This window comes from Clostridium intestinale, from assembly GCF_035905475.1.
Lineage (GTDB): Bacteria > Bacillota > Clostridia > Clostridiales > Clostridiaceae > Clostridium_T > Clostridium_T intestinale.
Window position 1 is genome coordinate 3,388,876 of record NZ_CP121166.1, and the last position, 25,158, is coordinate 3,414,033.

Below are 25,158 nucleotides of genomic sequence, written 5' to 3' on the forward strand. Positions count from 1 at the left end.
TCCTACCATTCAATCCTTTCTACAGGTATTGGATTGTCATTTGTTGTTACGCTATGAACTTTTCCATTTCTCACCTTTATTACTTTATCAGCCATTGGTGCAATAGCTGAGTTATGAGTAATAACAATAACAGTCATTCCATGATTCCTACAAGTATCTTGAAGAAGTTTTAATATAGATTTTCCAGTATTATAATCTAATGCTCCTGTAGGCTCATCACATAACAAAAGTTTAGGATTTTTAGCTAATGCCCTAGCTATAGCAACTCTTTGCTGCTCTCCACCTGATAATTGAGCCGGAAAATTAAATTTTCTCTCCTTAAGCCCCACTTGATCTAATACTTTTTCTGGATCTAATGGATTTTTACATATTTGAGAAGCTAATTCCACATTTTCAATAGCTGTAAGATTTTGAACTAAGTTATAAAATTGAAACACAAAACCTATATCATGTCTTCTATAGGTAGTTAACTGCCTAGAATTATATCTTTCTATTTCACTACCATCTACAGTTATTTCTCCACTTGTTGGGAAATCCATTCCCCCTAAAATATTAAGTACAGTTGTCTTCCCTGCTCCACTTGGCCCTACAACTATTACAAATTCACCTTTATCTATAGAAAAGTTAACACCGTCAACTGCTTTTATCTCTACTTCTCCCATTTTATAGCTTTTCTTAACATCTTTTAATTCTATATACTTTTCCAATTTTACTCCTCCCATAAGACAGATATTAATAAACACGTAATCACTTTATTCATATTATACTCTTAAGCAAACATATTAGCCGCTAATTTAATACAAATTTAATAAAATAAAGGGGCAGCTATTTAAAGCTAACCCTCATATTAAAACATATACTCTTAATTATTTATTACATCGGTTCTTATGATGTTCCTAACCTATTTCTTTTAATAAATTAGCCATCTCAATTGCTGAAACTGCTGAATCATATCCCTTGTTTCCAGCCTTAGTTCCTGCTCTCTCTATAGCTTGTTCTATACTATCTGTTGTAAGCACTCCAAATATTACAGGAATACCTGAGTTTAAAGAAACATTGGCTATTCCTTTAGAAGTTTCTGCACATACATAATCAAAATGTGGTGTAGCTCCTCTTATTACAGCTCCTAAACATATAACTCCATCATATTTATTTTTTTCAACCATCTTTTTAGCTACTAATGGTATTTCAAAAGCTCCTGGAACCCAAGCTATTTCAATATCTTCCTCTTTTACACCATGTCTTTTAAGTCCATCTATAGCTCCACCTAAAAGTTTAGATACTATAAACTCATTAAATCTTCCTACAACTATACTAAATTTTAATCCCTCTGCTACTAAATTTCCTTCATAATTTATCATTTTTATTCTCTCCTTATATTTAAATATTTAATAAGTGACCCATTTTTTCTTTTTTTGTTTCTAAGTAATATTTATTTTTTTCATTATGGTTCATTTGAATTGGTACTCTCTCAACTACCTCTAAGTCATAGCCGTTAAGTGCTGATATTTTTCTTGGGTTGTTAGTCATTAATCTTAACTTTGTTGCTCCAAGTTCTTTAAGTATTTGAGCTCCTATACCATAGTCCCTCATATCTTCAGGAAATCCTAATGCTAAGTTTGCCTCTACTGTATCTAATCCTTCATCTTGAAGCTTGTACGCTTTTAATTTATTAATAAGTCCTATCCCTCTTCCTTCTTGTCTCATATAAAGAAGAATTCCCTTACCTTCCTCAGATATTTTTTTCATTGCAGCATCATATTGCTCCCCACAGTCACATCTTTTTGAACCTAAGGCATCTCCTGTTAAACACTCAGAATGAACCCTAACCAAAATAGGCTCACCTTCTTTTACGTCTCCCATAACTAGTGCTACATGGTGTTCCCCATTTAACTTATTTATAAATCCTACTATCTTAAAATCTCCATACTTTGTAGGCATTGAAGTTTCCACAACCTTATCTATAAGGTTGTCTCTATGTCTTCTATACTCTACTAAATCAGCAATGGTTATTATCTTTAGATTATGCTTTGAGGAGAACTCCATTAAGTCTGGAACCCTTGCCATGGTTCCGTCATCCTTCATTATTTCACATATAACCCCAGCGCCTTTAAATCCTGCTAACTTTGCTAAATCCACCGCTGCCTCTGTATGTCCTATTCTTTTTAGAACTCCACCTTTTTTTGATATCAATGGAAATATGTGTCCAGGTCTTCTGAAATCCTCTGCCTTTGATTCTTTATTTAATAAATGTTTTATAGTATCTGCTCTTTCAAATGCAGAAATACCAGTTGTTGTATCTTTATGGTCTATTGAAACCGTAAAAGCAGTTTCATGATTATCAGTATTTTTTTCAACCATCTCATTAATATCTAATTTTCTTAATAAAGCTTCTTCTGCTGGCACACATATAAGTCCTTTTCCAAAGGTTGCCATAAAATTAATATGCTCACCTTCTACTTTTTCAGCAGCCATAAGTAAGTCCCCTTCATTTTCTCTATCTTCATCATCAACAACTATTATTATCTTACCCTCTTTAATATCCTGTATTGCTTCTTCAATAGTATTAAATTTGTACATATATAACCCTCCCTTAGAATCCATTATTTATTAGAAAATCCATGGTTATAGATTTCTTTTCATCATTCTTTTTGTTAAATCCAAGTAACTTTTCTACATACTTTCCTATAACATCACACTCAAGATTTACTTCTTCACCTATTTTCTTTTTAAGTAAAGTAGTCTCTTCGCTTGTATGAGGTATTATAGATACCTTAAACTTCTTTTCATCAACATAGGCTACAGTTAAACTTATTCCGTCTATTGCTATCGAACCTTTCTCAACAATATATTTTAAAACTTCTTTCCCCGTATCTATAGTAATCCAAACAGCATTTCCTTCTTTCTCATAGGATGTTATCTTTCCTTTTCCATCTATATGCCCACTTACTATGTGTCCTCCAAACCTGCTATTTGCAGCCATGGCTCTTTCAAGATTAACTTTATCTCCTTTTTTAAGAGTTCCTAAATTACTTCTTCTAACAGTTTCACCCATAACATCTGCATAAAAATGATTTTTTCCTATGCCTGTAACAGTGAGACAAACCCCATTAGTACTTATACTATCGCCTAAATAAGTTTCCTCAAGTACCTTGGATGCTTGTACTTTTATTCTCAAAATATTCTGTGAGGCTTCAAAATCTACAACAGTTCCTATTTCTTCAACTATTCCTGTAAACATACCTTCACCCCCTTAAATATCCCTCAATCAATAAATCTTCGCCTAAAAACTTTGTTGATATATTCTTAATATTAAAAGCTTCACTTAAGGCTCCAATTCCAACCCCTTCAACCGGTGTTTTAGCCTTGTCTCCACCTATTATTTTAGGAGCTATATAAAACTCTACCTTGTCTACTAATCCTGCTTCTAGAAAGGAAAAGTTTAATGTTCCTCCCCCCTCCAACAAAACACCATCTATTTTTAATCTTCCAAGCTCTTCTATAAGTTTCCTTATATCAACTTGCTCATCTTTATCCTGTAATATTAATACCTCTATTCCTCTATCTTTTAATTGTTTTATTTTATCTTTTGGAGCTTTTTCTGTAGTTGCTATCAAACATCTGGATTCATTACTAATATCTAAAACCCTACTATCTAGTGGAATTCTAAGCTTACTATCAACTATTATTCTTATTGGATTTCTACCATTAGGCACTCTACATGTTAGTGAAGGATTATCTTTAATAACTGTATTTACTCCAACCATAATGGCTGAATATTTATTTCTAAGTTTATGCACATTTTCTCTTGCAATTTCTCCAGTTATCCACATAGATTCCCCAGAAGTTGTGGCTATCTTTCCATCTAAACTCATAGCTGCTTTAAGTAGCACATAAGGCTCATTACTTAAAATGTATTTATTAAACACCTCATTAAGTTTTATGCATTCCTCTTGTAAAACCCCAACCTTAACCTCTATTCCAGCTTTCTTAAGCTTTTCTATACTTTTTCCTGCAACTAATGGATTAGGATCCATTTGTCCTATAACAACTTTAGAAAATCCATGTTCTATAATGGAATCAACACATGGAGGTGTCTTGCCGTAGTGATGACAAGGCTCTAATGTTACGTATATAGTTGTACCTTTAAGGGATTCCTTAGAATCTTTTATTGCATTTATCTCTGCGTGATTTCCACCATAAAACTCATGGTATCCTTCTCCAATTACTTTGTTATTCTTTACTATTACTGCACCAACTTGAGGATTAGGATTTACCTTTCCTTCTCCTTCCTTAGCTAACTCTAGTGCTCTTTTCATAAACTTTTCATCCATAACATTCCTCCTAACAAAAATCTCAAGGCAAGTAATGATTCAGACAATAAAAAATACCCCAAGCAAACGCTCAGGGCACAACAAACCAAAAGTAAATAAAGCCTATTACAACAAATAAAAAAGCTCTGAAATCCTAAAATTTCAGAGCTTATAAATGCGAAATAGCCATATTATTAAGTAAGCTTAATAATACCTTTTACTCATCTTCTTCCATCCAGACTTTACTGTCGGCCTCGGAATTTCACCGAATCATGCTAAAAATTAGCTCGTGGGCTTTACCACCGGTAGGGAATTTCACCCTGCCCTGAAGACCTTATATAATTATGAGTAAATTATATAGTTAAAGTTTTATCATGTCAACCTTTTAAAAGTTAGGAGTAAATCCACAATATCCCACTTCATCACACTTTTCCTTCATATTTGTCCATCTTGCTTCATCTTTTATTGCTTCTAAAGCTGATGGATATAATATATAATTTTCTTTAAATATATGATCTCTTAAGTTAAATATAATGTATTTAGCTGTTTCATCTAAATCTGCTTTAAATGCCTCAAAATTAATATACTTTATATTTTCTCCTAAAGATTTTAACCTTCTCTTTTTAGCTCTTAAATCCTCATGTTCCATCTTCATAATTCTAGTAGGTCCAGTTATGCCTTCCTTCTCCATCTCTAAAAACAATACATTTTCTTCTCTTTGATGGTGATTTTCTGCATCTAATATATTATCTGCTAAAGTTATAATTTTTGAGAATTCTTCCTTAGTAGAATCATAGTCCTTAAACCCTTGTATGACTTTATTTAAGTCTTCTAATTCTGTTAAAAATCCTAATATAACATCATGTTCTTCCACCATAGTATTAACTACGTGTCCTGGATATATTTTTGTTTTTAACTTCTCAAGTTCATCCTTTAACACTTCCATGTGAATCTCACATAGTCCTCTTAAATCCTCTGGTTTCATTCCTTCTTCAATTAAGTTTTGTTCTGCTACAGATAATTCCATAGGAGTGATTTCTTTTACTATTTTTAAAGCTTCCCCTCTAACTTCTTCTGTGGCACCTTCTGTATTTAATCGCTTTAATATATGCGATAAGTTTTCTACCCTCTCTTTATTCATCTCAAACCCCTCCTAATTAAATCATTTCAAATAAAACACTGTTTTCTTTGTAGATATGCATAAACAAGTTTTTTTCTAATTCATGTAACTTATGATATGCAAGTTTAAAAGTTGTGCAAGCACCTGCTGGTGGAGTAAAGTCTCTTGTAAGCTCTTCCATTTCCTTAAGAATGTCCCCAGCTCCATCATGTTCTGATTCTGTTTCCTCAATATATTTAATTAATTCTGCTTTTTTAACTTCATCTTTACTGTAAAAATACTCTTCCATAAGTGGAAATAAATTTTCTTCCTCTTTAATTAAATGTTCCTCTAGCTCAGTTTTTAAACTTCCAAATAGTTTGTGAAGTTTTAGAAGTTCTTCTCCATTATGGTTAAAATGTACTTTTAAAATTTTCAATAATAGTCCATCAATTTCTTTTATTTCTCTATAAGTATATTGATGATGTGTATCTACTATATGCTTTATTAAGTCTAATGGCTTTTCTTTTCTCCAATCCTTATACTCTTTATTGCTTTCTAAAAATTTCTCATATTCATCATTTAACTTATCAACAAACAAATCAACATTTAGTCCTTTATCTTTAAGTGCAGCACCTAAACTATCATGTCCTCCGCAGCAATAATCTATCTTTACTTCGTTAAATATCTTACTAGAATCAGGAAATATTGAAACAACCTCTCCAAGTTTTTGATTCGCATTTATAACTCTACTCATTTTTAACACCCTCCAAAAATTCTTGTTTTCTATGAACTAATAATAACTTGTATTAAAATATTAAAATATGATTCAAGTCACACTTTTAAAAAAGCTACAAAATTTAAATTCTTTTGCTCTTTTGCGCAATTGCGCAATTGATGTTTTGATGTTTTGCGCAATTGCGCAATTATACACCTCTGACCTGTAGGAGCTTCTTCCCAAGCTCCATTAAATTCCTTTTAACTTTATTACTGTAGAGACCTCTCCTCAAATCTCACTAAATCCTTTTAACTCCATTGATTAAACTGTGGCTAAAAAACGCGTCTACCGCAACAATGTGCACTTCTATTCTGTAGGAGCGTTCTTCAGCTCCATTAAATTTCTTTTAGCTTTATTCCCTGTAGAAACTCTTCTTCTCAAGAGTTTCATTAGAATCATAAAAAAAATAACCAGCAAATTTTGCTGGTTACTTAAATTTAGAATTTATTTTATTCAATTACTTTATATACACCCGTTGTTTCTTCGATGGTTACTTTACTTTCAGCTATAACTTTATCATTTTTCTTTGCTTTTAAAGTAACTTCAACTAAACTTGATTTTTCTTTTTTTGTATCTAAAGTAGGACTCCATAATACGGGTTCGCCTGTATTAGTTATTTCTTTTTGAGATTCATTTTTTATTGTATTTATAAACCCACCTTCTGTGGTACTCCAGGTGTATTCTATATCTTTAATTTATTTTTTTGCTTCTAGTTCTGGAGTCATTGTAATTCCCTGTACTGAAGATAATTCTAACATGTAGGTTTTTATGTCCGTTTTTATAGATAATTTAGGTTCTTTTGAGCTGCATGAAGTCAAAATTAAAGGTATTATTAAAACAATTAATAAATAAAACCCTCTCTTCACTGTTCTCCTCCTTAATAATTATTCTACGTAATCCCTAAGTCCTTCTTCATCCTTTATAAAGATTATTTTGTTTCCAACCATCTTAATTACTTCTAATTCCTCAAGCTTAGATAGCTTTCTACTTATAGTTTCTCTTGTAAGTCCTGTATAGTTAGCCATCTCTTCTCTATTTATCGGAAGTCTTATTTCTATACCATCTTCTTTTTTTACTCCATAGTCTTTAGAAAATTCCAGAAGCATATGAGCTATTCTTATCTCAGCATCATTTGTAGCTAAGGTTTGAGCTAAATTTTCTGTCTGAGCTAGCTTTTTTGTAACCTCAGTAAGGATTTTTAAAGAAATCTCAGGATTCTTCAGTATAATTTGGTGCATATCTTCTTTAGTTAAGGTACATATTTTCACCTTACTTATAGCAAATGCAGAGAAGTTATGGGTTTCTCCTTCATTAAAAAGGCTTAATTCACCAAAGAAGTCTCCACTAGATAAAATATGTATTATCTGCTCTTTACCATCTTTAGTTATTTTAGAAAGTTTGACTTTTCCGTCATTTATTATAAATAAAGTTTCTGATTTTTCACCTTCATGACAAAGAGCTTCACCATTTTTATATTCTCTATGTCCTGTCAAATTTTTTATGGCAAGTAGTTCCTCATCTGAAAGAAATGAAAATATAGGAACCTTCCTTACGCATAATTCATTTTTACAATTTCCACAATTACATTCTCTCATTGTAGTCACCTCAAATTTTTACTATGATATAATTAGATTATATATTTTATGGGAGGTATTTTCTATGGAAATAAACACGGAAATTTTAAAAGGATTTATAGGAACATATACTAAAGGTGATAGCAAGGGTATTTATAATTTTTCTTTTAATGCAAATTTAGGAGAAGTAAATAATATAAATGTAGCTGGAGAGCTTAGTAATCCAACTTATATAGCTATATCATCAAACAAAAAATATTTATATTCAGTAATGAAAGATGGAGATATGGGTGGAGTTGCTGCTTATTTAATAAATAAAGATGATTTAAGCCTATCTCTTCTAAACTATAAACTTTTCCCTGGATCTTCCCCTTGTCATCTAATTACTAATAAAGATGATTCTTATTTATTTTCTGCTAATTATCACACTGGTGAGATAAACTGCTATCCATTAAATGAGGATGGTTCTTTATGTGATCCTTCATCTAGAGTTTTTCATGAAGGAACTGGTCCAAACAAGGATAGACAAGAGAAAGCTCATGCTCATTTTGTAGGTCTTACTCCTAATGAAGAAAAACTTCTTGCCATAGATTTAGGTATTGATAAAATGGTAGTTTATGATTATAAAGATGGGAATCTTGTTGAGGATTCTTCTCTTACTGTAAAGTTTGAAGGTGGCTCTGGCCCAAGACACATGACCTTCCATCCTAATAAAAACTTTGCTTTTTTACTTAGTGAGCTAACTTCTGAAGTATTTGTACTAAAGTATAATCCTTCTAATAATGTTTTTGAAATTGTTCAAAAGATATCTGCTTTACCTGAAAACTTTAATGGTAAAAGCAAAGCATCTGCTATACATATTTCATCTGACGGAAGATTTTTATATACTTCCAATCGTGGATATGATTCTATAGCTGTATTTGCTGTAGATTCTGAAACTTCTCTTTTATCTTTAGTAGAAATAACAGAAACTAAAGGTAAATACCCTAGAGATTTCGTCATAGATCCTACAGGAAATTATGTTATTGTTCCTCATGAAGGTAGCGATAATATGACTATATTCTCTAGAGACAAAAATACTGGAAAAATGACTAAACTTGATCAAGAATACACTGTTCCAAGTGGTGTTTGCATAAAATTTCTTTAATGGAGGTATCATATGTCAAAATTATTTAACTCAATACAAATAGGTTCTTTAAATTTAAACAGTAGATTAGTTATGCCACCTATGGCAACTGGAAAAGCTCCGGACGGAAATGTTACTGAAGATATATTAAAATACTATGATGATAAATCTCAAGGAGGTTATATAGGCCTAATTGTAATAGAACATAGCTATATTAGCCCTGAAGGAAAAGCTCACAAAAATCAACTTTCGGTAAGTGAAGGCGTTGATATAGATAAACTAAAAGCCTTAGCTGATATCATCCATAAAAATGGTTCAAAGGCTGTTATGCAGATTAACCATGCAGGAATTCAAGCCTCAGAGGAAGTTACTGGCTTCCCTTCAGTAGGGCCTTCTTCTGTTGCTAACTCTAAAGGTGTTGTAGCTAAAGAGCTTTCTGTAGATGAAATAAAAGGTATAGTTAAAGCTTTTGGAGAAGCTGCTTCTAGAGTAAAAGCGGCTGGATTCGATGGGGTAGAAATTCATGCAGCTCATGGATATTTACTACATCAATTCTTTACACCATTAACTAATAAAAGAACTGATTCTTATGGTGGAGATGTAAAAAATAGAATAAGAATTCATCTTGAAGTTATTGAGGCTGTTAGAAAAGCTGTGGGGGAAAACTTCCCTATATTATTAAGATTAGGTGCTTCGGACTATACAGAAGGTGGAGTTACTATTGAAGACAGCTTAGTAGCTGGAGTTGAGTTTGAAAAGGCAGGAATAAACATTCTAGATGTTTCAGGTGGAGTTAGAGGATTTGTTGTTCCTGGAGCTAATGAAGAAGGTTATTTCTGGCCACTTACTGAAGCTCTTAAAGAAGCATTATCTATTCCAGTAGTTCTTACAGGTGGTATAGTTACCCCTGAAGCAGCAGAGAAACTTTTACAAGAAGAGAAAGCTGATCTTATTGGTGTGGGAAGAGCTATATATAAAGACTCTGAATGGGCTAAAAAGGCCGCTGAAAGCTTAAAATAGAAAACTTTGCATTAGTAGTTTAAAGCTGCTGATGCAAAGCTTTTTTTACATACTTTTAAATTAGATAACTTATGACTACAATTAATATTCCTCCAAGTGGAATAGTTAGTCCATTAAAGGTAGTACTAATAATACCCTGCTTAGTAAAGTTCTCATAAAATTTAGTTGTACTTCGTTCTTTTTCTGTAGCTCTTAAGTTCATATAGGATGAGTATTGAGATCCTTGAGATCCTAAGGATGTCATGTCTAATCCTGAGGAGTTACCTCCCATAACTAAGAAAAAGCCTATTACAGTTACTATTAATCCTTCTATTAAAAGAACATCTTGTATCCTATAAGGATATCTTGATGAAATACCCATTGCAACTAATATTCCTACGGTCATTAATATAAAACCTAACCCAAAGGATGCTATTAACTTTCTTATATTAAGTTTTAAATCATGATGTCTGCCTTGAGGATTAATCCTTTTATAAGATTCAGGATGAAGATGAGTACTTATAGCATTTTTTAATATATCAAATATTAGAGCTATATTTATATTTCCTGACTCTTTAATTACGTCCTTAATCTCCTCTCCATACCTCTCTCTCCATTCCTTAGGATAAAGAAGAATTAAGAGGTCTATAAGCCTCATGTTAACCTCAATCTACTTTTTCCAGTAGATATTATCTTATTTATATGCTCTAGCTGAAAGCTTAAAAGCTTCTTTCCTTCTTCGGTTATTGTATAAGGAATTTTCCTATCCTCGGTTATCACAGGCTTTATAAGATTATTTTTTTCTAATCTTGATATAGCTCCATATAATGTCCCTGCCCCTAGCTCGATAGAGAAATTATTTTTTAGATCTTCCATAATGGCATAACCATGCTTATCCTCTTCTGCTAGGCTAATTAGTATTAATAAAGAAATATCCTTGAACTTACCCATTTCTTCTAAATTCATAAATCCACCACCCTATTACGTTATACTTTATATCGTATAACGTAATAGTAACAGTTTATTATTTGTATGTCAATATTATCCACTAAAATTCTATATTTTTCTCTATATCTCTAAAATGATAGCGGTGCATATTTTTTATTGCTAATATGTCTATTAATTTACTCGAATAGAAATCTATCTTATAATTACACACTCCCATTTTTCTTTGGAAATAGTTTGTTGTTTCTGTTATTGATTGAACACTATTCATCTTAATTATTATGGAGGTTTTGCTAAAGGCTCCAAAACTTCCATAAAATATCCTTTCATCATATCCCATTGTGTTGTTTCTATATTCCATATAACAACTAAATATTATTATTGGCATAAACATAAATATAAAAACTGCTTTGTGGAAAATGAAACTTATTACTAGAAAAATCACAATACTAAAGATTACTGGAAATATAAAGAATCTTTTCATCGCATTTTTAGGCGGATATTTTAGCTCAATATTTTTAAAATTAAAATTTGGAATCAAAGTATCTATCAATATGTTTAACTTCCCCTTATCAGTTAGAGGATAAAAAATTGCTTCTTCTTTTTCTTCATCTCCATAACCTGCTGTAACAACTTCAACCTTATATTGCTTAAACCACTGATTTATAAGCGTTTGCTTTAATTTTATAGCTTGTATATTTTTAATAGGTAATGTATATTTTTTTAAACTTATTAAACCATATTGGATGTTTAGTTTATTATCTTGTTCATATATTATAAAATTGTAGTATCTAATAAATGTTACTATAACAGATACTATAAATGAGAGGATATAAATTACTGTAAATAATTGAATTGAAAATACAACTAATTCTCCCATAGACTTTTTAATTACATCTTCTATGTTAAAGTACTTGTCTACATATTTGCTTATATCTAGTTTTAGTGTATCTAATAAATCATCTAAAAAAGTAAAGGAAGATACAATAAGTGTTACTATTAAGCCAAGCTTATTTTTTGTTAAAGCCAATATAAATAGTTCTCTATTAGTGCATTTAAATTCCTTTGATTTCTCTTTGTCTGTTACAGTGTTAGCTTTCTGAATTTTTGAATCTGTAGTTGTTTCTATTACACTTTTTATATAATCTATTCGCTCTTTATTTAATACTATATCTACTTCGGCTTTTCCTAAAGTAGTACTTCCACTATCAACCTTAAGCCTGTAAATACCTATGATTCTCTGAAGAAAACTTTGTCCTATATCTATGGTTGAAATATTGTTTTTAGATAAAGTTAATACTTTTTTACTGATTATTCCGGTTTGATAATATAGCATATTATCTTTTAAATAGAATTTTTTAGTATACCAAACTAATATACTGTATATTGCCATTAGCATACATATGCCTGCTCCAATAGCAATACTAACTAAAATTTCATTATTTAAAACCATGGGTATAAAAATAAAAAAGTTACCTTTTATGTATTTAAAAGTCTGAGATATTATTGTTGATGGGTGATTTCTTTGAGGTTTATCCATTATTATCTACTCCCGTTTCCTGGGGTTCTAATAGAGTCTCTTCATCTAGTACTTGCTCTTGCTCATTTGCTCTATCCTTGAGTTTTTTAATTACCCTATTATTTATGTAATCACAAATTTCATCTGCTGTCTCTTTTGGAAGTCCTACTAATCCAAATACTCCACCTGCTGTTGATATACTTACAGTAGCTATTTTATAAAGCTTATTTATAGGACCTTGATTAACGGTTATGTGTTGAATTCTAAGCATTGGTATAATAGTGTGTTGCACAAAAAATATTCCATGATAAAACTCAATTTTATCTTCTGTAATATTATATTTCCACTGCCTGTACTCTATTTTAGGATATAAAAAAGCATTTAGAGCAAGTAAGAGTAGTATAACCCCTTGAATTATAGTAGCTATTAAAACAAAAGTCTCATCCCAGTTTTTTATAAATATTCTTACCCCTATAAATATTGCTAAAAATATTAGGAATGTTATAACTCTTGCTGTCCTCCAGGACTTTACTGCTTTTTTATCTACATTTTTAAATTCATTAACTTCTTTATCCTTTTCAATATACTCGTATGACTCTCTTTCTTCCATCTTCATCCCCCTAAGAATTATATTTATTTCCTTATATTTCATTATTATAACTTAAAATAGACAATAATTATCCTTAAATAATTATTAAAAAATATATGACAATCAATAATTTTATGATAATATATTAACTAATCTTATCACTAATAAGGAGTTTTATATGAAACAATTAAAAACAAAAGGCTTTTTAGTAGTACTTGGAGCTGTTTTGCTTCAATTGTGTATTGGCTCTATTTATTCATGGAGTCTTTTTAATGAACCTATTGCTACCTATCTTGATATTTCAAAAAGCAAGGTGGTCCTTACTTTTTCTATAACGGTATTTGTATTTGCTTTTGTGACTATATTTTCTGGAAAACTTCAAGACAAAATTGGTCCTAAGCCTGTAGCAATGATTGGTGGAGCTTTTTATTCTATTGGTTTGTTTTTATGTTCAAAATCCACATCTCTTTTAGATTTCTATATATACTACGGCTTTGTTGCTGGTATAGGTATTGGCTTCGTTTATGTATGCCCTTTATCAACTTGCATAAAATGGTTCCCAAATCATAAAGGATTAGTTACTGGAATTTCTGTTGGAGCTTTTGGCCTTGGAAGTTTAGTTTTCAACCCATTAATTCAAGCTTTATTAGCTTCTCTGGGAATCTCTAAAACGTTTTTGTTTTTATCTATAATAAATTTAGTTTTGATTTTTATAGGCTCTAACTTATTATCTTTACCTGATGAGTCATTAGCTATTAAAAACAAGGTTGTAGCCATTAATAAAAACTATACACCTATGGAAATGGTGAAAACTAAGAATTTCCCGCTTCTATGGATAGCTTATTTATTTGGAACTATGAGTGGTCTTTTAGTAATTGGGTTAGCTAGAGACATAGGTATTGAGCTAGCTGGTCTTTCTCCTAAAGCAGCTGCAACTGCTGTATCTGCTGTAGCTATATTTAATGCTACTGGAAGACTTTTTTGGGGAACTCTCTCAGATAAAATAGGAAGAATAAAGGTAGTAACCATGTTATTTGGAATCACTACAGTATGCATGATACTTAAGAGTATTTTAACCCTTAATATAATAAGTTATTTCTTAACTTTGGGAGGAGTAACCTTCTGCTTTGGAGGTTTTTTATCTGTGTATCCTACTATAACAGGGGACTTTTTTGGGCTTAAAAACCTAGGTTCAAACTATGGCTTAATGTATCAAGCTTATGGTATAGCAGCCTTAGTTGGTCCGCTTATATCAGCTGCTGCTGGAAACTTAAAATTAACCTTTATTATCTCAGCTATTTTATCTTTAATAGGTCTAATAATATCTCTTTTTATAAAATCTCCTTTTAGAAAAGCAGATTCCATTTAAAATTTAACTAGAAAAAAGGAGTTGTTGCTATTCTAGAAATCTAGATTTGCAATAACTCCTTTTCATATTTTAAATACTATTCATTCTAATAATGCACTCTCACTAACCAAAATTTTATTTTCTTATCACTCCATCCAAGATCCCATGGTACATTGTTTCTATCTGTATTATGACATGTAACTAAGGAATATCCTTTTGAATCTGCTCCAGTTACTGTTGAAATATGAGTTATATCACCCTTCTTCTCATAAGCTACAAAATCTCCTGGCAGTAATTTATAAGAAGCTTTATAAACCTTCTCATAACTACCTTTAGCTATTATTGAAGCTCTACCGCTATTTATCATATAAGATGTAAATTTATCTGCATTTACCCAAGGACCAGTAGCACTTCCTTTATCATAATTCCAAGTACCATTCTTTTTAAATTTTCCACCTTCACTTAATATCTGAGAAGCAAAATTTGCACAATCTCCGCCCTCAGGATTAAAATCTCTGTATTTCTTATTATACTTAAATCCATATTCAGGAGCTGTAGCTGCACCACAGTATTGCATAGCATAAGCTGCTGCATTTTTTCTTCTCTCATTTATTTCTGACATGTCTCTCGCTGGTTGAGCTGCTATATACTCTTTAATATCTTGAGCTTTTATATTTTCTAAACTTAGTGAATCAGCAAAAGGATCTGTATACCACTCTTTTGTTATTATCCATTGACCATCCCTATTTGTTAATGTCATTGAATGATATGTTCCTATCCTAGAACTATTCACTTCATCAGGTTTATCTTCATACACATATTTATATTCTGTATTACAAAGTATGTTAAAATAACATTTTTCAGTTCCATTTTTTTTAGAACTTCTCACAACTATTTTAGGTATTATATCTACAAATTTTATTCCTTGTTTTTCTGCCCAGTTATTTATATACTTAACCTTTCTCTCCTCGTACTCATATGCCCATTGACCGTATTTTGTATCAGTTGCATATAAGGTATCTATAAGCTCTAAATCTTTTTCTAAAACAGCCTTATTTTTACTTACAAATATGGTTTCCACAAAGTCTAAAACTTCTTGGTCTACACTTTCTGCATTTGCTACCTGTGGAATATTTAATTTAATTAGAGAAAGAAATAATGTGAAAACTATAAACTTATTTACTGCTTTCCTGTATCGTTTTATAGGCAAGCTCATAGATACTTCTCCTTTCTAAACCTGTTTATTTTAAATTATTATTGATAATTTCTATAAATTCCTTAGCGGCTTCATCTTCTGGAGCTCCCTTATGCCAACTTTCCTCTTCTCCACTCCAACTACCAAAATATTTAGCTTTTAATATAATTTCAGGTCTATATTCAAAATGTAAAATATCAAAATGTCCCCATTTTCCTCCCCAAACAAAATTATTTTTTTCAAAAGCTTCAACTAACTCTTTAGGATATTGTAGAAGCCTAGAGTTACCATCTTTTTCTGAACTCCATTTCCAATAATCTCTTTTATCACTTTTTAAATCTATTGCTATTCCATAAGAATGAGGACTTAATCGTCCTGTACCTGATATAACTCTATAGTTAAAGGTTCCACTTGCAGGATATAGTATACTTCCTATATCTCCTCTGCTTTTTGCTAGGGGCATAACTTCTTTTAGCGCTGTTTCTAAAGAAGTTTTTGCACCATTTTTACTATTAAATTGATAATTGGTATACCCATATTGAAGCGCTATTAGATTAGTTTCTATAGCCTTTTTAGAATCTCCATATACTTCATTAAAAATCTCATAAGACCTAGCTCTTCCTGGATCAAAATCCTTTTTCATTATTTCTTTAGGCATTTCTAAAGGATATATTTGTTCCATCATATCTTGTAAATCTGGATCTTGAAGTTTGTCATCATGGTTTTTATTTCTTTTATCATCATATAAGACCTTTTTTCCTGATTTCATAATTAAATAAACTTTATCACCATTTTTTTCTACGGACTTTACATGTTCAGGATATGCAAGCTTTAATGTAAGTAAATCTTGTTTCATTGTTATTAAATAATCTCGATCTTCCGTAGCTGATGTAATTTTAGGAATATTTATAACTATTAAAATTAAAAATAATAACCTACATAAGTTTTTTTTCATTTTTTTCACCTCTTAAATCCATATAAATATATCCTGTCCTGAGTTTTAGCATAGTATGTGTTATAGATTTTTTTAAATTTACAAATTAATTTATCTTATAGTATAATTTACCGAAATAGCGAAATATTTAAGGGGCTGATATTTATGAACGTAATTGATATATGTATGGGTATTCAAGCTGATATAGTTAAATGGAGAAGAGATCTTCATGAAATACCTGAACTAGGAATGGAGTTAGAAAAAACACACAAATATGTAACTGACGAACTTAGCAAAATGAACATTTCCTACAAAACCATAAGTAAAACTGGAATTGTAGCTATAATAGAAGGAATTTCAGATGGACCAACTATAGGAATAAGAGCTGATATGGATGGACTTCCTATTAAAGAAAAAACTAAATTACCTTTTTCATCTAAAAATAATTGTATGCATGCCTGTGGTCATGATGCTCATACTTCCATGCTTTTAGCAACAGCAAAAATTTTATCTGAAAATAAAAATTTATTAAAAGGAAATGTAAAACTTATATTTCAACCAGCTGAAGAAATTTCTTCTGGAGCAGAAGCTATGATAAAGGAAGGAGTATTAGAAAATCCTAAGGTTGATTTTATATTAGGTCTTCATATAGGCGCCTTATTCCCTGAGGTTAAACTTGGTATGATTGGGGTTAAATCTGGTTATATAACTTCAGCTGTAGATAAAATATCTGTAACTGTAAAAGGAAAAGGTGGTCATGGTGCTATGCCTCACCTCTCTGTAGATCCTATCTTAATTGCATCTGAAATAATATCTTCATTACAAAAAATAGTAAGTAGAGAGACAAATCCACATCATCCTGTTGTTGTAACTATAGGCTCAATAAATGGTGGCTCTAGCTGGAACATCATACCTGAAAAAGTAACTTTTGAAGGTACTATAAGAAGCATATATCCTGAAGATAGAGATATGTTAGAAAAAAGAGTAGTGGAGATTTGTGAAGGAGTCGGTAAGGCAAATGGTGCAGAAGTTAACGCCCTATATGAAAGAATCTGTCCATCTGTAAATAATAACCCTTATACTACCGAGGTACTAATTAAATCTTCTGAAAAAATAGTTGGGAAAGATAACTTGATTATATTAGAAAATCCTACAATGGTATCTGAAGATATGGCCTATTACCTTAAAGAAATACCTGGGACCTTCTTTTTCTTAGGTTCAAATAATCCACAAAAGAAAATTATTTATCCACATCATCACCCGAAATTTACTGTGGATGAAGATGTTTTGTGGATAGGTCCAGCTGTATTTATTCAAAGTGTATTTGATTTTTTTGATTTAACTTAAGATATTTATTTTAATAAAAACAGCCCCTATCAATTATAGAGGCTGTTTAACTTATTTATATATAATTTTCTTACTTCTTCTATTTCACCTAATGATTTGTCAATTTTTTCAACTTCAAAACCATTATTAATAAGGAGTTCTTCCCAAGCATCTAAATCCTTAGTTCCATGTTTACCTCTCATTAAAAGCAGTGGTTGTAGGACTAGTTTATTTATATTCCTAGACTTAAGCATATGTATAATGTCTTCTAAGGTAGGAGTACCTTCTAAAGTTCCTATAAGAACTTTTCCATACCCTTTATTAATAAACTCCTGTTGAAGTTTTAAATAGCTGCTATTTCCCTCATGATTGGTTCCATGAGCCATATAGACATAATTAAGTTCCGTTGATGGATCAAGTGAGTTTATTAGATTCATATAATCCTCATCCTCACTTAATAAAGGTGTAGCTACTACTGCTGTAATTCTATTTCTATAGGTTTCTACAACATCTAATAAATCAAGATATTCTTTTCCTGGTATAAGATGAAGCGGAAGTATAAAGACTTCTGTGCATCCCAGTTCAATTAAAGCTTCAAGCTCTTCCTCAAGGTTATTTACCTTTATCCCTGATTGTTTAAAAAGTTTATTAATAATAAATTTCGAAGTAAAAACAAGTCTAACTTCATCCTCTGAAAACTCTTTTTTAATCTCTTTAATCAATGGCTTTAAAGAAGCATTTACTCCATCTAGATTAGCGGTTCCATGAGTTACTACTAATACAGCTTTCATGGTTTTATCCTCTAAAAGATTTAAAGGCTTCAATAAACTTATCTATATGAGCTTCTTCATGTTTTACAGATAAAAATAAAGCTTCAAACTGTGATGGTGGAAGATAGATACCATGTTCTAGCATATGTTTAAAGTATCTTACAAATCTTTCTTTATCACACTTTTTAACATCTTCATAGGTTTCAACTTTTTCTCCTTCTGTAAAGAACAAAGTAAGCATCCCTCCAGCTCTATTTATAACTACTGGAACTCCATTTTCCTTTGAAGCTTCTTTAATTCCTTTTTCCAATCTCTCACCTAAGGCATTTATATGATTATAGTACTCCAGATTGTCATTAAGCTTCTTTAAAGTTGCTAAACCTGCTGCCATAACTATAGGGTTTCCAGACATTGTTCCTGCCTGATATACTGGTCCCATTGGGGAAAGCATCTCCATTATCTCTTTTCTTCCTGTGTAAGCGCCACAAGGAAGTCCTCCACCCATTATCTTTGCATAAGTTACAAGGTCAGGCTTTACCTTAAATAGGCTTTGTGCACCCTTATAAGCTACCCTAAATCCACTCATTACTTCATCAAATATTAATAGAGTTCCGTATTCATCACAAAGACTTCTAAGTTCAACCATAAAATCATCATTAGCCTTTATAACGCCCATATTTCCTGCTACAGGTTCTATAATAACAGCCCCAATATCTTTTCCCTTTTCCTTAAATATAGTTCTTATACTGCCTATATTGTTATATTCAGCTACCAAAGTATTCTCTATATTTTCTCTTGGAATACCTGCACTTCCTGCAATACCAGTTGTAAGTACTCCAGAACCTGCCTCCACTAAAAAGCCTTCAAAATGTCCATGATAACAGCCTGAGAACTTAAGTATCTTATCTCTTTTTGTGTATCCTCTAGCAAGCTTAACAGCGCTCATGGTTGCCTCTGTACCTGAGTTAACCATTCTCACCATTTCTACATTATCTAGGGTTTCACACATAAACTTAGCTAAGTCTAATTCTATTTTTGTAGGTGCACCAAAAGCTATAGCACTTTTCGAAGTGTTATTAATAGCTTCAACTACATCTTCATCGCAATGACCTAAAAACATAGGGCCCCAAGCTAGAACAAAATCTAAATATTCTTTTCCATCTTCATCATATATGTAGACACCTTTTCCCTCTTTTATTATAGGAGGATTCATTCCAACATTATTAAAAGCTCTAACTGGACTGTTAACTCCACCAGGCATATATTCTTTTGAAGTTTCAAATATTTCCTTGTTATTCACAATACCACTCCTTTATTCGCAAGATTACATTTCTTTAAGCCATTTAGCTGCTTCTAGAGAATAATAGGTTATTATTATATCTGCTCCCGCTCTTTTCATTGATAAAAGCATCTCTAAAGCTATCTTCTTTTCATCTATCCATCCCATTTTAGCGCCTGCTTTAACCATAGCATATTCACCACTTACATTATAAGCTGCTATAGGATAGTCAAAATTATCTCTAGCCTTTCTTATAACATCTAAATAAGACAAAGCGGGCTTAACCATTATTATGTCTGCCCCCTCTTCAATATCCTGCTCCATTTCTCTTATAGCTTCTCTTAAATTTGCAGGATCCATTTGATAGGTTTTTCTATCTCCAAATTGAGGCGCAGAATTTGCAGCTTCTCTAAATGGTCCATAAAAAGCTGAACAATATTTAGCTGAGTAAGCCATTATAGGTATATGTTTAAAGTTATTTTTATCTAATACCTCTCTTATCTTACCTATTCTTCCATCCATCATATCAGAAGGTGCAACCATATCAGCACCAGCTTCAACATGGGATAAAGCTATTTTTCCTAAATACTCAATAGTTTCATCATTATCAACATCAGTTTCATGTATTATTCCACAATGCCCATGATCTGTATACTCGCACATACAAACATCTGTTATAACTAATATATCTTTATCTAATTCTTTTATTTTTCTTATAGCTTTTTGAACAATTCCTTCCTCATTATAAGCTTCTGAACCACAAGCATCCTTATGCTCTGGTATTCCAAATAACATCAAGCCCCTTACTTTAGCTTCCTTAACTTCTTTAACTACCTCTTCTAATCTATCTATAGAGTAATGATAATTTCCAGGAAGAGAGCTTATTTCATTTTTTATATTTTCTCCTTCTACTACAAATATAGGATATATAAAATCATCTGAGCTTAAGCTGTTTTCTCTAACTAGTGCTCTAGTAGCTTCATTTACTCTTAATCTTCTTCCTCTCTTTATCACTTTAACTTCCTCCATATTTCTTTTATCTCTTCTATAAGACCTTCATCACTATGTTCCTTGCATACTACAGCATCCATCTTATTTTCAATAAGTGTTTTTAAAGTTATTGGTCCTATAGCTACAACCTTTTTATCTTTTAAAGCCTCTATTCCTACCATTTCTATCATGCTGTTTACTGTACTAGGACTTGTAAATAGTACCATATCAACTTCCTCAAATGCTCTAGGATTTTTAACGTCTCCTTTTATTGTTTCATACATAGAAACTTTATCTACTTCTAATCCAAGCTTTCTTATCTCTTCTGATAAGTAATCCCTAGCTTGAAGAGAACATGGTATTAATACCTTCTCACCTTTATTTAATTTAGGCTCTAAAACCTTAAATAATCCTTCGCCTAGAAATTCTCTAGCCATAAGGTCTGGTATTATTCCCCTATCTGTTAACGCCTTTGAAGTTGCTTTTCCTACAACACTAAAGCTAGCTTTTAGTTTTCTAACATCAAATTTTATATTTCTTAAATAATCAAAAAAGAAGTTTACCCCATTTACAGAAGTAAAAACTATATGATTGTAATCTTCTAATTTATCCATATAAGGATTTAAATTATCTGAAGTATCCTTAAATCTTATGGAGTTTATTTCAGTAACCTCTGCACCTAAATCCTTTAAAGTTTCTCTAAGCTTAGATGCTTGATTTCTAGAACGTGTAACACAAATATTAGCTCCAAATAAAGGTTTATTTCCATACCAGTCTAAACTTTCATTAAGATCTACAACATCCCCTACTACAATTATACATGGGGACTTTAGTCCAGCTTCTACACTTTTAGAGTGTATATCTTCTAAGGTTCCAACTACCTTCCTTTGTTTAGAAGATGTTCCTCTCATAATTATAGCTACTTTAGAGTCCTTGCTTTTTCCATTCTCCAATAATCTTTCAACTATATCTTCTAGATTTTCTAACCCCATTAAAAATACTAAGGTTCCGTTTTCCTTAGCTAAAGCTTCCCAATTAACTTTTAGTGAACTTGCTGACATTCCGGTAACTACATGAAAACTTTGAGACATTGCTCTTTGAGTTATAGGAATCCCCCCATAATTAAGTACAGAAATAGCAGAGGTAACACCAGGAATTACTTCAAAGTCTATATTTTCTTTAACCAACTCTAAAGCTTCCTCTCCACCTCTTCCAAAAACATAAGGGTCTCCCCCTTTAACTCTTCCAACTATATGTCCCTCTTTAGCTAACTTAACTAAAGTTTGATTTATTTCATCTTGAGTTTTATAATGTGAACCTGGCTCTTTGCCACAATAGTAAACTTCACAATCATCATTTATATAATTTAAAACATTATTTCCTACTAATCTATCATAAAGAACAGCTGTACATTCTTTTAACTTTCTTACCGCTTTCACAGTTATAAGTTCCTCATCTCCTGGACCTGCCCCAATTAAATAAACTTTACTCATGTTCTCCTCCTTAAGCTTTTAATATAAGATTAGCCAATCTTTTTCCTAAGTCTATGTTATCTTCTTTATTTCCTAATATATCTTTTTTAATTATCTGTCCATCAATATCATAGGTTCCAATCATATAAAGATCAGCCCCTTTAACTTCGCTGTATACACCTATTAAAGTGTGGCAATCCCCATTTAATGTCCTCATAAAGCTTCTTTCAGCCTCTAAAACACATCTAACTTCCTTATTATCTAAAGCCTCAAACAAGACTCTCTTATCACTATTTTTAAGAACTTCTATTCCTAAAGCACCTTGCCCCACCGCTGGAAGCATCTCTTTAGGGTCAAAATAAGTAGTTATAATATCCTCTAAACCTAATCTCTTTAATCCAGCAGCTGCTAATATTATTCCATCTAAGTTTTGAGTCTTCATTTTCTCTAATCTTGTTTGAACATTCCCTCTAATAGGAACTATATCTAGATCATTACGTAAGTTTTTAAGCTGACCTGCTCTTCTTATACTACTGGTTCCTATTTTAGCTCCTGTTTTAAGCTCTTTAAAATCTATTCCTTCTCTTGATATAAAAACATCTCTTACATCTTCTCTCTCCGGAACAGCTGCAATCATAAAGGCATCATCTAGTGCATAAGGAACATCCTTCATACTATGAACAGCTCCATGAGCTCTCTCTTCTAATAAAGCCAATTCTATATCCTTAACAAAAACTCCTTTTCCACCAATCTTATCTAAAGTTACATCTAGTCTTCTATCTCCTTCTGTAACTATAAGAAGTTTTTCGCTATTAATTCCATGAGTTTTATTCAATAATTCCATAACTAGCTCCGTCTGGGCTTGAGCTAGCTTACTTTTTCTAGTAGCAATAATTAAACTCATAATCTCCTCCACTTAATTAAATAATCTATGTACTAACTCTTCTTTAAAAAATAAAAGTAAACATTCTTTTTCTTTTCTTTTTTCCCACATAAACTTATAATCTTCTGTAGCAATAAAGCTTATTATTTCCTGTTTATATTCATTAAATTCTTTAGCCTTACTCCTAAGTTTATTTATAAATCCTATAAATTCATCATATTCTTTAAGGTTATTTTTTATTTCCTCTTTTATCATAAGAGAAGCTTTAGGATTTCCACCTTTAGTATTTAAGGCAAAATTAATATTTCCCAGGCAATCTTGAATAGCCATGGCAGCATTTCCATGTCTGTAATTGCCTGCATTTATAAATATTTTAGCCTGCTCTTCGCATTGGGAAATTATTTCCTTAACAACCTTCTCATCATCTATAGCTATTACTATTATATGTTTATCTTTAATAAAATCAGATTGATATGAACCTACTATAAGCTCAACTTCATTAAAATTTTCAAAACTATCAACAAAATCTTTTGCTAAAACCTCAACATTACATCCACGTTCTAAAAAACTAGCTGTCTTTATAGCCGCAGCTCTTCCTCCCCCTATAATCCCTACTTTAATTTTTTTAGGAATCAGGGAAAGAAACATAAACTCTAACTCATGAATATCTTCTCTATTATCCTTAGACATTCCTCATCACTTCCCTTTAAACGCTCTTCTTTAAGAACTTCAATAGCTCTATTTACATAGTAATGTGAAGTACTTTTTATAAGATTATCTGCTAACTTTTTAGGATCTTTAGATGAAAGCTTATTATTAAAAGACTCTATTCTCTCTTCAGCTACCTTATTAGCATTTTCCTTCATCTTTTTTATGTAAGGAGTTATTTCCCTAATGTCTTTCCAAGTTTCAAAACTTTCTATATATCTATCTATTATGAATCTATTTTTATTCATCTTTTCTTTTCTAAGTTTTTTATTTTCTTCATCTATAAGAGCTATACTGTCTATGTCATAAACCTCAGCATCATCTCTTAAAGCTATACTCTCTTCAATATCTCTAGGCATGGCAAGGTCAAATATTAAATATCTTTCCCCTTTTGGTAATTCTCTATTTTTTAATACTGTATGGGGAGCAGATGTGCACCCTATTATACACTTAACATCCCTCAACACTTCATTTTTCTCCTCAAAAGTTATAACTTTGACCCTGCTGTCATCTATGTTTTTTACTGAGCTTTTATTTCTGACTACTATATATAAACTATCTATATTATGAGTTAGTATATACTTTACAGCCAAGCTTCCCATGTCTCCATAGCCTATTACCATGAAGTCTCTAATTCCTTCTTTAACAGCCTTATTTACGGCTATAGATGGATAAGATACTGGTATTTCATATAACTTAGCCTCATTTCTAAATTCCTTACCGCAAGTTATTGCCTCTTGAAATAAACGCTGAAGATTTCCATGAAGTCCTTTTACATTTAGAGAATTATCATAGGCTTCTTTAATCTGAGAAAGAATCTGATCTTCCCCTAAAATCTTAGAGTGAAGGCCACATGCAAGCTCCATTATATGCCTAACAACCTTCTCCTCTTTAATATGAAATATGTACTCTCTTAATTCTTTATCCCATTCTAAAACTTCAAATATTTTATATAAAATTTCATTCCCTGAATCATCAGAGTCAAAGTATATTTCTGTTCTATTACATGTATTTATTATCAATACTTCATTACAGAATTCCTTAATATTAATAACTTTATCTAATATATATTTATCTCTAATAACAAACTTTTCCCTTATATCTACACTTGTTCCTTTTAATATTCCGATTAGCTGAATCATTTTTTTCTCTCCTTTTAAGGAAACTCACTATACTCATTTTATACCAACCTCTTCTATATTTAAAGGTTTGTTTTCATAGTTTAAGTATCCCTCTAGGAAATATGGGATTAAAAAAGTCATCCTTCTCAAAATTTTCTTCTCTGAATTAATTAACTTGATCAATTGTGGT

26 protein-coding genes and 1 riboswitch are annotated in these 25,158 nt (G+C 31.4%); of the genes, 4 read left to right on the top strand and 22 right to left on the bottom strand.

Annotated elements, in window-relative coordinates:
- Window positions 1–2: 2 nt before the first annotated feature.
- The 9 genes from P8F83_RS17415 to P8F83_RS17455 form a co-directional block, all read right to left on the bottom strand.
- Complete coding sequence (locus P8F83_RS17415; RefSeq protein ID WP_326512051.1) at window positions 3–707, bottom strand: ABC transporter ATP-binding protein; 705 nt, start codon at window positions 705–707, stop codon at window positions 3–5.
- Between the two features lie 189 nt (window positions 708–896).
- Complete coding sequence (ribH, locus tag P8F83_RS17420) at window positions 897–1,361, bottom strand: 6,7-dimethyl-8-ribityllumazine synthase (protein ID WP_073020135.1); 465 nt, start codon at window positions 1,359–1,361, stop codon at window positions 897–899.
- 19 nt (window positions 1,362–1,380) lie between these two features.
- Window positions 1,381–2,580, bottom strand: coding sequence for a bifunctional 3,4-dihydroxy-2-butanone-4-phosphate synthase/GTP cyclohydrolase II (locus P8F83_RS17425; protein ID WP_326512052.1), 1,200 nt, complete (start codon window positions 2,578–2,580; stop codon window positions 1,381–1,383).
- A gap of 13 nt (window positions 2,581–2,593) precedes the next feature.
- Window positions 2,594–3,241 carry a riboflavin synthase gene (ribE, locus tag P8F83_RS17430; protein WP_326512053.1) on the bottom strand — a complete coding sequence of 216 codons (648 nt, stop codon included), beginning with the start codon at window positions 3,239–3,241 and terminating at the stop codon, window positions 2,594–2,596.
- Between the two features lie 4 nt (window positions 3,242–3,245).
- A complete protein-coding gene (gene ribD, locus P8F83_RS17435) occupies window positions 3,246–4,334 on the bottom strand; it encodes a bifunctional diaminohydroxyphosphoribosylaminopyrimidine deaminase/5-amino-6-(5-phosphoribosylamino)uracil reductase RibD (protein ID WP_326512054.1) in 1,089 nt (362 codons plus the stop codon).
- A 198-nt stretch (window positions 4,335–4,532) separates the two neighbouring features.
- A riboswitch (FMN riboswitch) is annotated at window positions 4,533–4,650 on the bottom strand.
- Window positions 4,651–4,698: 48 nt separating this feature from the next.
- Window positions 4,699–5,454 (bottom strand): DUF438 domain-containing protein, encoded by a 756-nt coding sequence (locus tag P8F83_RS17440; RefSeq protein WP_326512055.1) that lies wholly within the window; start codon window positions 5,452–5,454, stop codon window positions 4,699–4,701.
- A gap of 16 nt (window positions 5,455–5,470) precedes the next feature.
- A complete protein-coding gene (ric, locus tag P8F83_RS17445; protein WP_181601814.1) occupies window positions 5,471–6,169 on the bottom strand; it encodes an iron-sulfur cluster repair di-iron protein in 699 nt (232 codons plus the stop codon).
- A 716-nt stretch (window positions 6,170–6,885) separates the two neighbouring features.
- On the bottom strand, window positions 6,886–7,056 hold the full coding sequence (locus P8F83_RS17450; protein WP_326512056.1) for a hypothetical protein: 171 nt from the start codon (window positions 7,054–7,056) through the stop codon (window positions 6,886–6,888).
- A gap of 18 nt (window positions 7,057–7,074) precedes the next feature.
- Window positions 7,075–7,785, bottom strand: a complete 711-nt coding sequence (locus P8F83_RS17455; RefSeq protein ID WP_326512057.1) for a Crp/Fnr family transcriptional regulator — start codon at window positions 7,783–7,785, stop codon at window positions 7,075–7,077.
- A 64-nt stretch (window positions 7,786–7,849) separates the two neighbouring features.
- On the opposite strand from P8F83_RS17455, the gene P8F83_RS17460 reads away from it, so the two are divergent.
- Complete coding sequence (locus tag P8F83_RS17460) at window positions 7,850–8,911, top strand: lactonase family protein (protein ID WP_326512058.1); 1,062 nt, start codon at window positions 7,850–7,852, stop codon at window positions 8,909–8,911.
- Window positions 8,912–8,923: 12 nt separating this feature from the next.
- Window positions 8,924–9,910, top strand: coding sequence for an NADH:flavin oxidoreductase (locus P8F83_RS17465; protein ID WP_326512059.1), 987 nt, complete (start codon window positions 8,924–8,926; stop codon window positions 9,908–9,910).
- A 55-nt stretch (window positions 9,911–9,965) separates the two neighbouring features.
- Here P8F83_RS17465 and P8F83_RS17470 read toward each other — a convergent pair whose 3' ends face one another.
- From P8F83_RS17470 to P8F83_RS17485, 4 genes are all read right to left on the bottom strand, one after another.
- On the bottom strand, window positions 9,966–10,547 hold the full coding sequence (locus P8F83_RS17470) for a hypothetical protein (protein WP_238905336.1): 582 nt from the start codon (window positions 10,545–10,547) through the stop codon (window positions 9,966–9,968).
- Window positions 10,544–10,855 (bottom strand): PadR family transcriptional regulator, encoded by a 312-nt coding sequence (locus P8F83_RS17475; RefSeq protein WP_326512060.1) that lies wholly within the window; start codon window positions 10,853–10,855, stop codon window positions 10,544–10,546. The genes P8F83_RS17470 and P8F83_RS17475 overlap by 4 nt, the downstream gene beginning before the upstream one ends.
- 82 nt (window positions 10,856–10,937) lie before the next feature.
- Window positions 10,938–12,374 (bottom strand): PH domain-containing protein, encoded by a 1,437-nt coding sequence (locus P8F83_RS17480; RefSeq protein ID WP_326512061.1) that lies wholly within the window; start codon window positions 12,372–12,374, stop codon window positions 10,938–10,940.
- Complete coding sequence (locus P8F83_RS17485; protein WP_326512062.1) at window positions 12,367–12,963, bottom strand: PH domain-containing protein; 597 nt, start codon at window positions 12,961–12,963, stop codon at window positions 12,367–12,369. The genes P8F83_RS17480 and P8F83_RS17485 overlap by 8 nt, the downstream gene beginning before the upstream one ends.
- Window positions 12,964–13,120: 157 nt before the next feature.
- Here P8F83_RS17485 and P8F83_RS17490 point away from each other — a divergent pair, with 157 nt between their 5' ends.
- On the top strand, window positions 13,121–14,311 hold the full coding sequence (locus P8F83_RS17490) for an L-lactate MFS transporter (RefSeq protein WP_326512063.1): 1,191 nt from the start codon (window positions 13,121–13,123) through the stop codon (window positions 14,309–14,311).
- Window positions 14,312–14,396: 85 nt separating this feature from the next.
- Here P8F83_RS17490 and P8F83_RS17495 read toward each other — a convergent pair whose 3' ends face one another.
- A complete protein-coding gene (locus P8F83_RS17495; protein WP_315111789.1) occupies window positions 14,397–15,506 on the bottom strand; it encodes an amidase domain-containing protein in 1,110 nt (369 codons plus the stop codon).
- A 25-nt stretch (window positions 15,507–15,531) separates the two neighbouring features.
- Window positions 15,532–16,440 carry a M15 family metallopeptidase gene (locus P8F83_RS17500; RefSeq protein ID WP_326512064.1) on the bottom strand — a complete coding sequence of 303 codons (909 nt, stop codon included), beginning with the start codon at window positions 16,438–16,440 and terminating at the stop codon, window positions 15,532–15,534.
- Window positions 16,441–16,584: 144 nt separating this feature from the next.
- Between P8F83_RS17500 and P8F83_RS17505 the strand changes: the two genes are divergently transcribed.
- Window positions 16,585–17,766, top strand: coding sequence for a M20 metallopeptidase family protein (locus tag P8F83_RS17505; protein WP_326512065.1), 1,182 nt, complete (start codon window positions 16,585–16,587; stop codon window positions 17,764–17,766).
- 29 nt (window positions 17,767–17,795) lie between these two features.
- Here P8F83_RS17505 and P8F83_RS17510 read toward each other — a convergent pair whose 3' ends face one another.
- From P8F83_RS17510 to hemA, 7 genes are read right to left on the bottom strand one after another with little or no spacing between them, the layout of a single operon-like run.
- The gene (locus P8F83_RS17510; RefSeq protein WP_326512066.1) at window positions 17,796–18,536 is read right to left on the bottom strand and encodes a sirohydrochlorin cobaltochelatase; all 741 of its coding nucleotides are present in this window, start codon (window positions 18,534–18,536) and stop codon (window positions 17,796–17,798) included.
- Window positions 18,537–18,540: 4 nt separating this feature from the next.
- Window positions 18,541–19,815, bottom strand: a complete 1,275-nt coding sequence (gene hemL, locus P8F83_RS17515) for a glutamate-1-semialdehyde 2,1-aminomutase (protein WP_326512067.1) — start codon at window positions 19,813–19,815, stop codon at window positions 18,541–18,543.
- Between the two features lie 24 nt (window positions 19,816–19,839).
- On the bottom strand, window positions 19,840–20,808 hold the full coding sequence (gene hemB, locus P8F83_RS17520; protein ID WP_326512068.1) for a porphobilinogen synthase: 969 nt from the start codon (window positions 20,806–20,808) through the stop codon (window positions 19,840–19,842).
- Window positions 20,805–22,277 (bottom strand): uroporphyrinogen-III C-methyltransferase, encoded by a 1,473-nt coding sequence (gene cobA, locus P8F83_RS17525; RefSeq protein WP_326512069.1) that lies wholly within the window; start codon window positions 22,275–22,277, stop codon window positions 20,805–20,807. Before cobA ends, hemB begins: the two co-directional genes overlap by 4 nt.
- A gap of 10 nt (window positions 22,278–22,287) precedes the next feature.
- Complete coding sequence (gene hemC, locus P8F83_RS17530) at window positions 22,288–23,160, bottom strand: hydroxymethylbilane synthase (RefSeq protein ID WP_326512070.1); 873 nt, start codon at window positions 23,158–23,160, stop codon at window positions 22,288–22,290.
- A gap of 12 nt (window positions 23,161–23,172) precedes the next feature.
- On the bottom strand, window positions 23,173–23,829 hold the full coding sequence (locus P8F83_RS17535; protein WP_326512071.1) for an NAD(P)-dependent oxidoreductase: 657 nt from the start codon (window positions 23,827–23,829) through the stop codon (window positions 23,173–23,175).
- The gene (gene hemA, locus P8F83_RS17540) at window positions 23,793–24,989 is read right to left on the bottom strand and encodes a glutamyl-tRNA reductase (protein WP_326512072.1); all 1,197 of its coding nucleotides are present in this window, start codon (window positions 24,987–24,989) and stop codon (window positions 23,793–23,795) included. The genes P8F83_RS17535 and hemA overlap by 37 nt, the downstream gene beginning before the upstream one ends.
- Window positions 24,990–25,158: the final 169 nt, after the last annotated feature.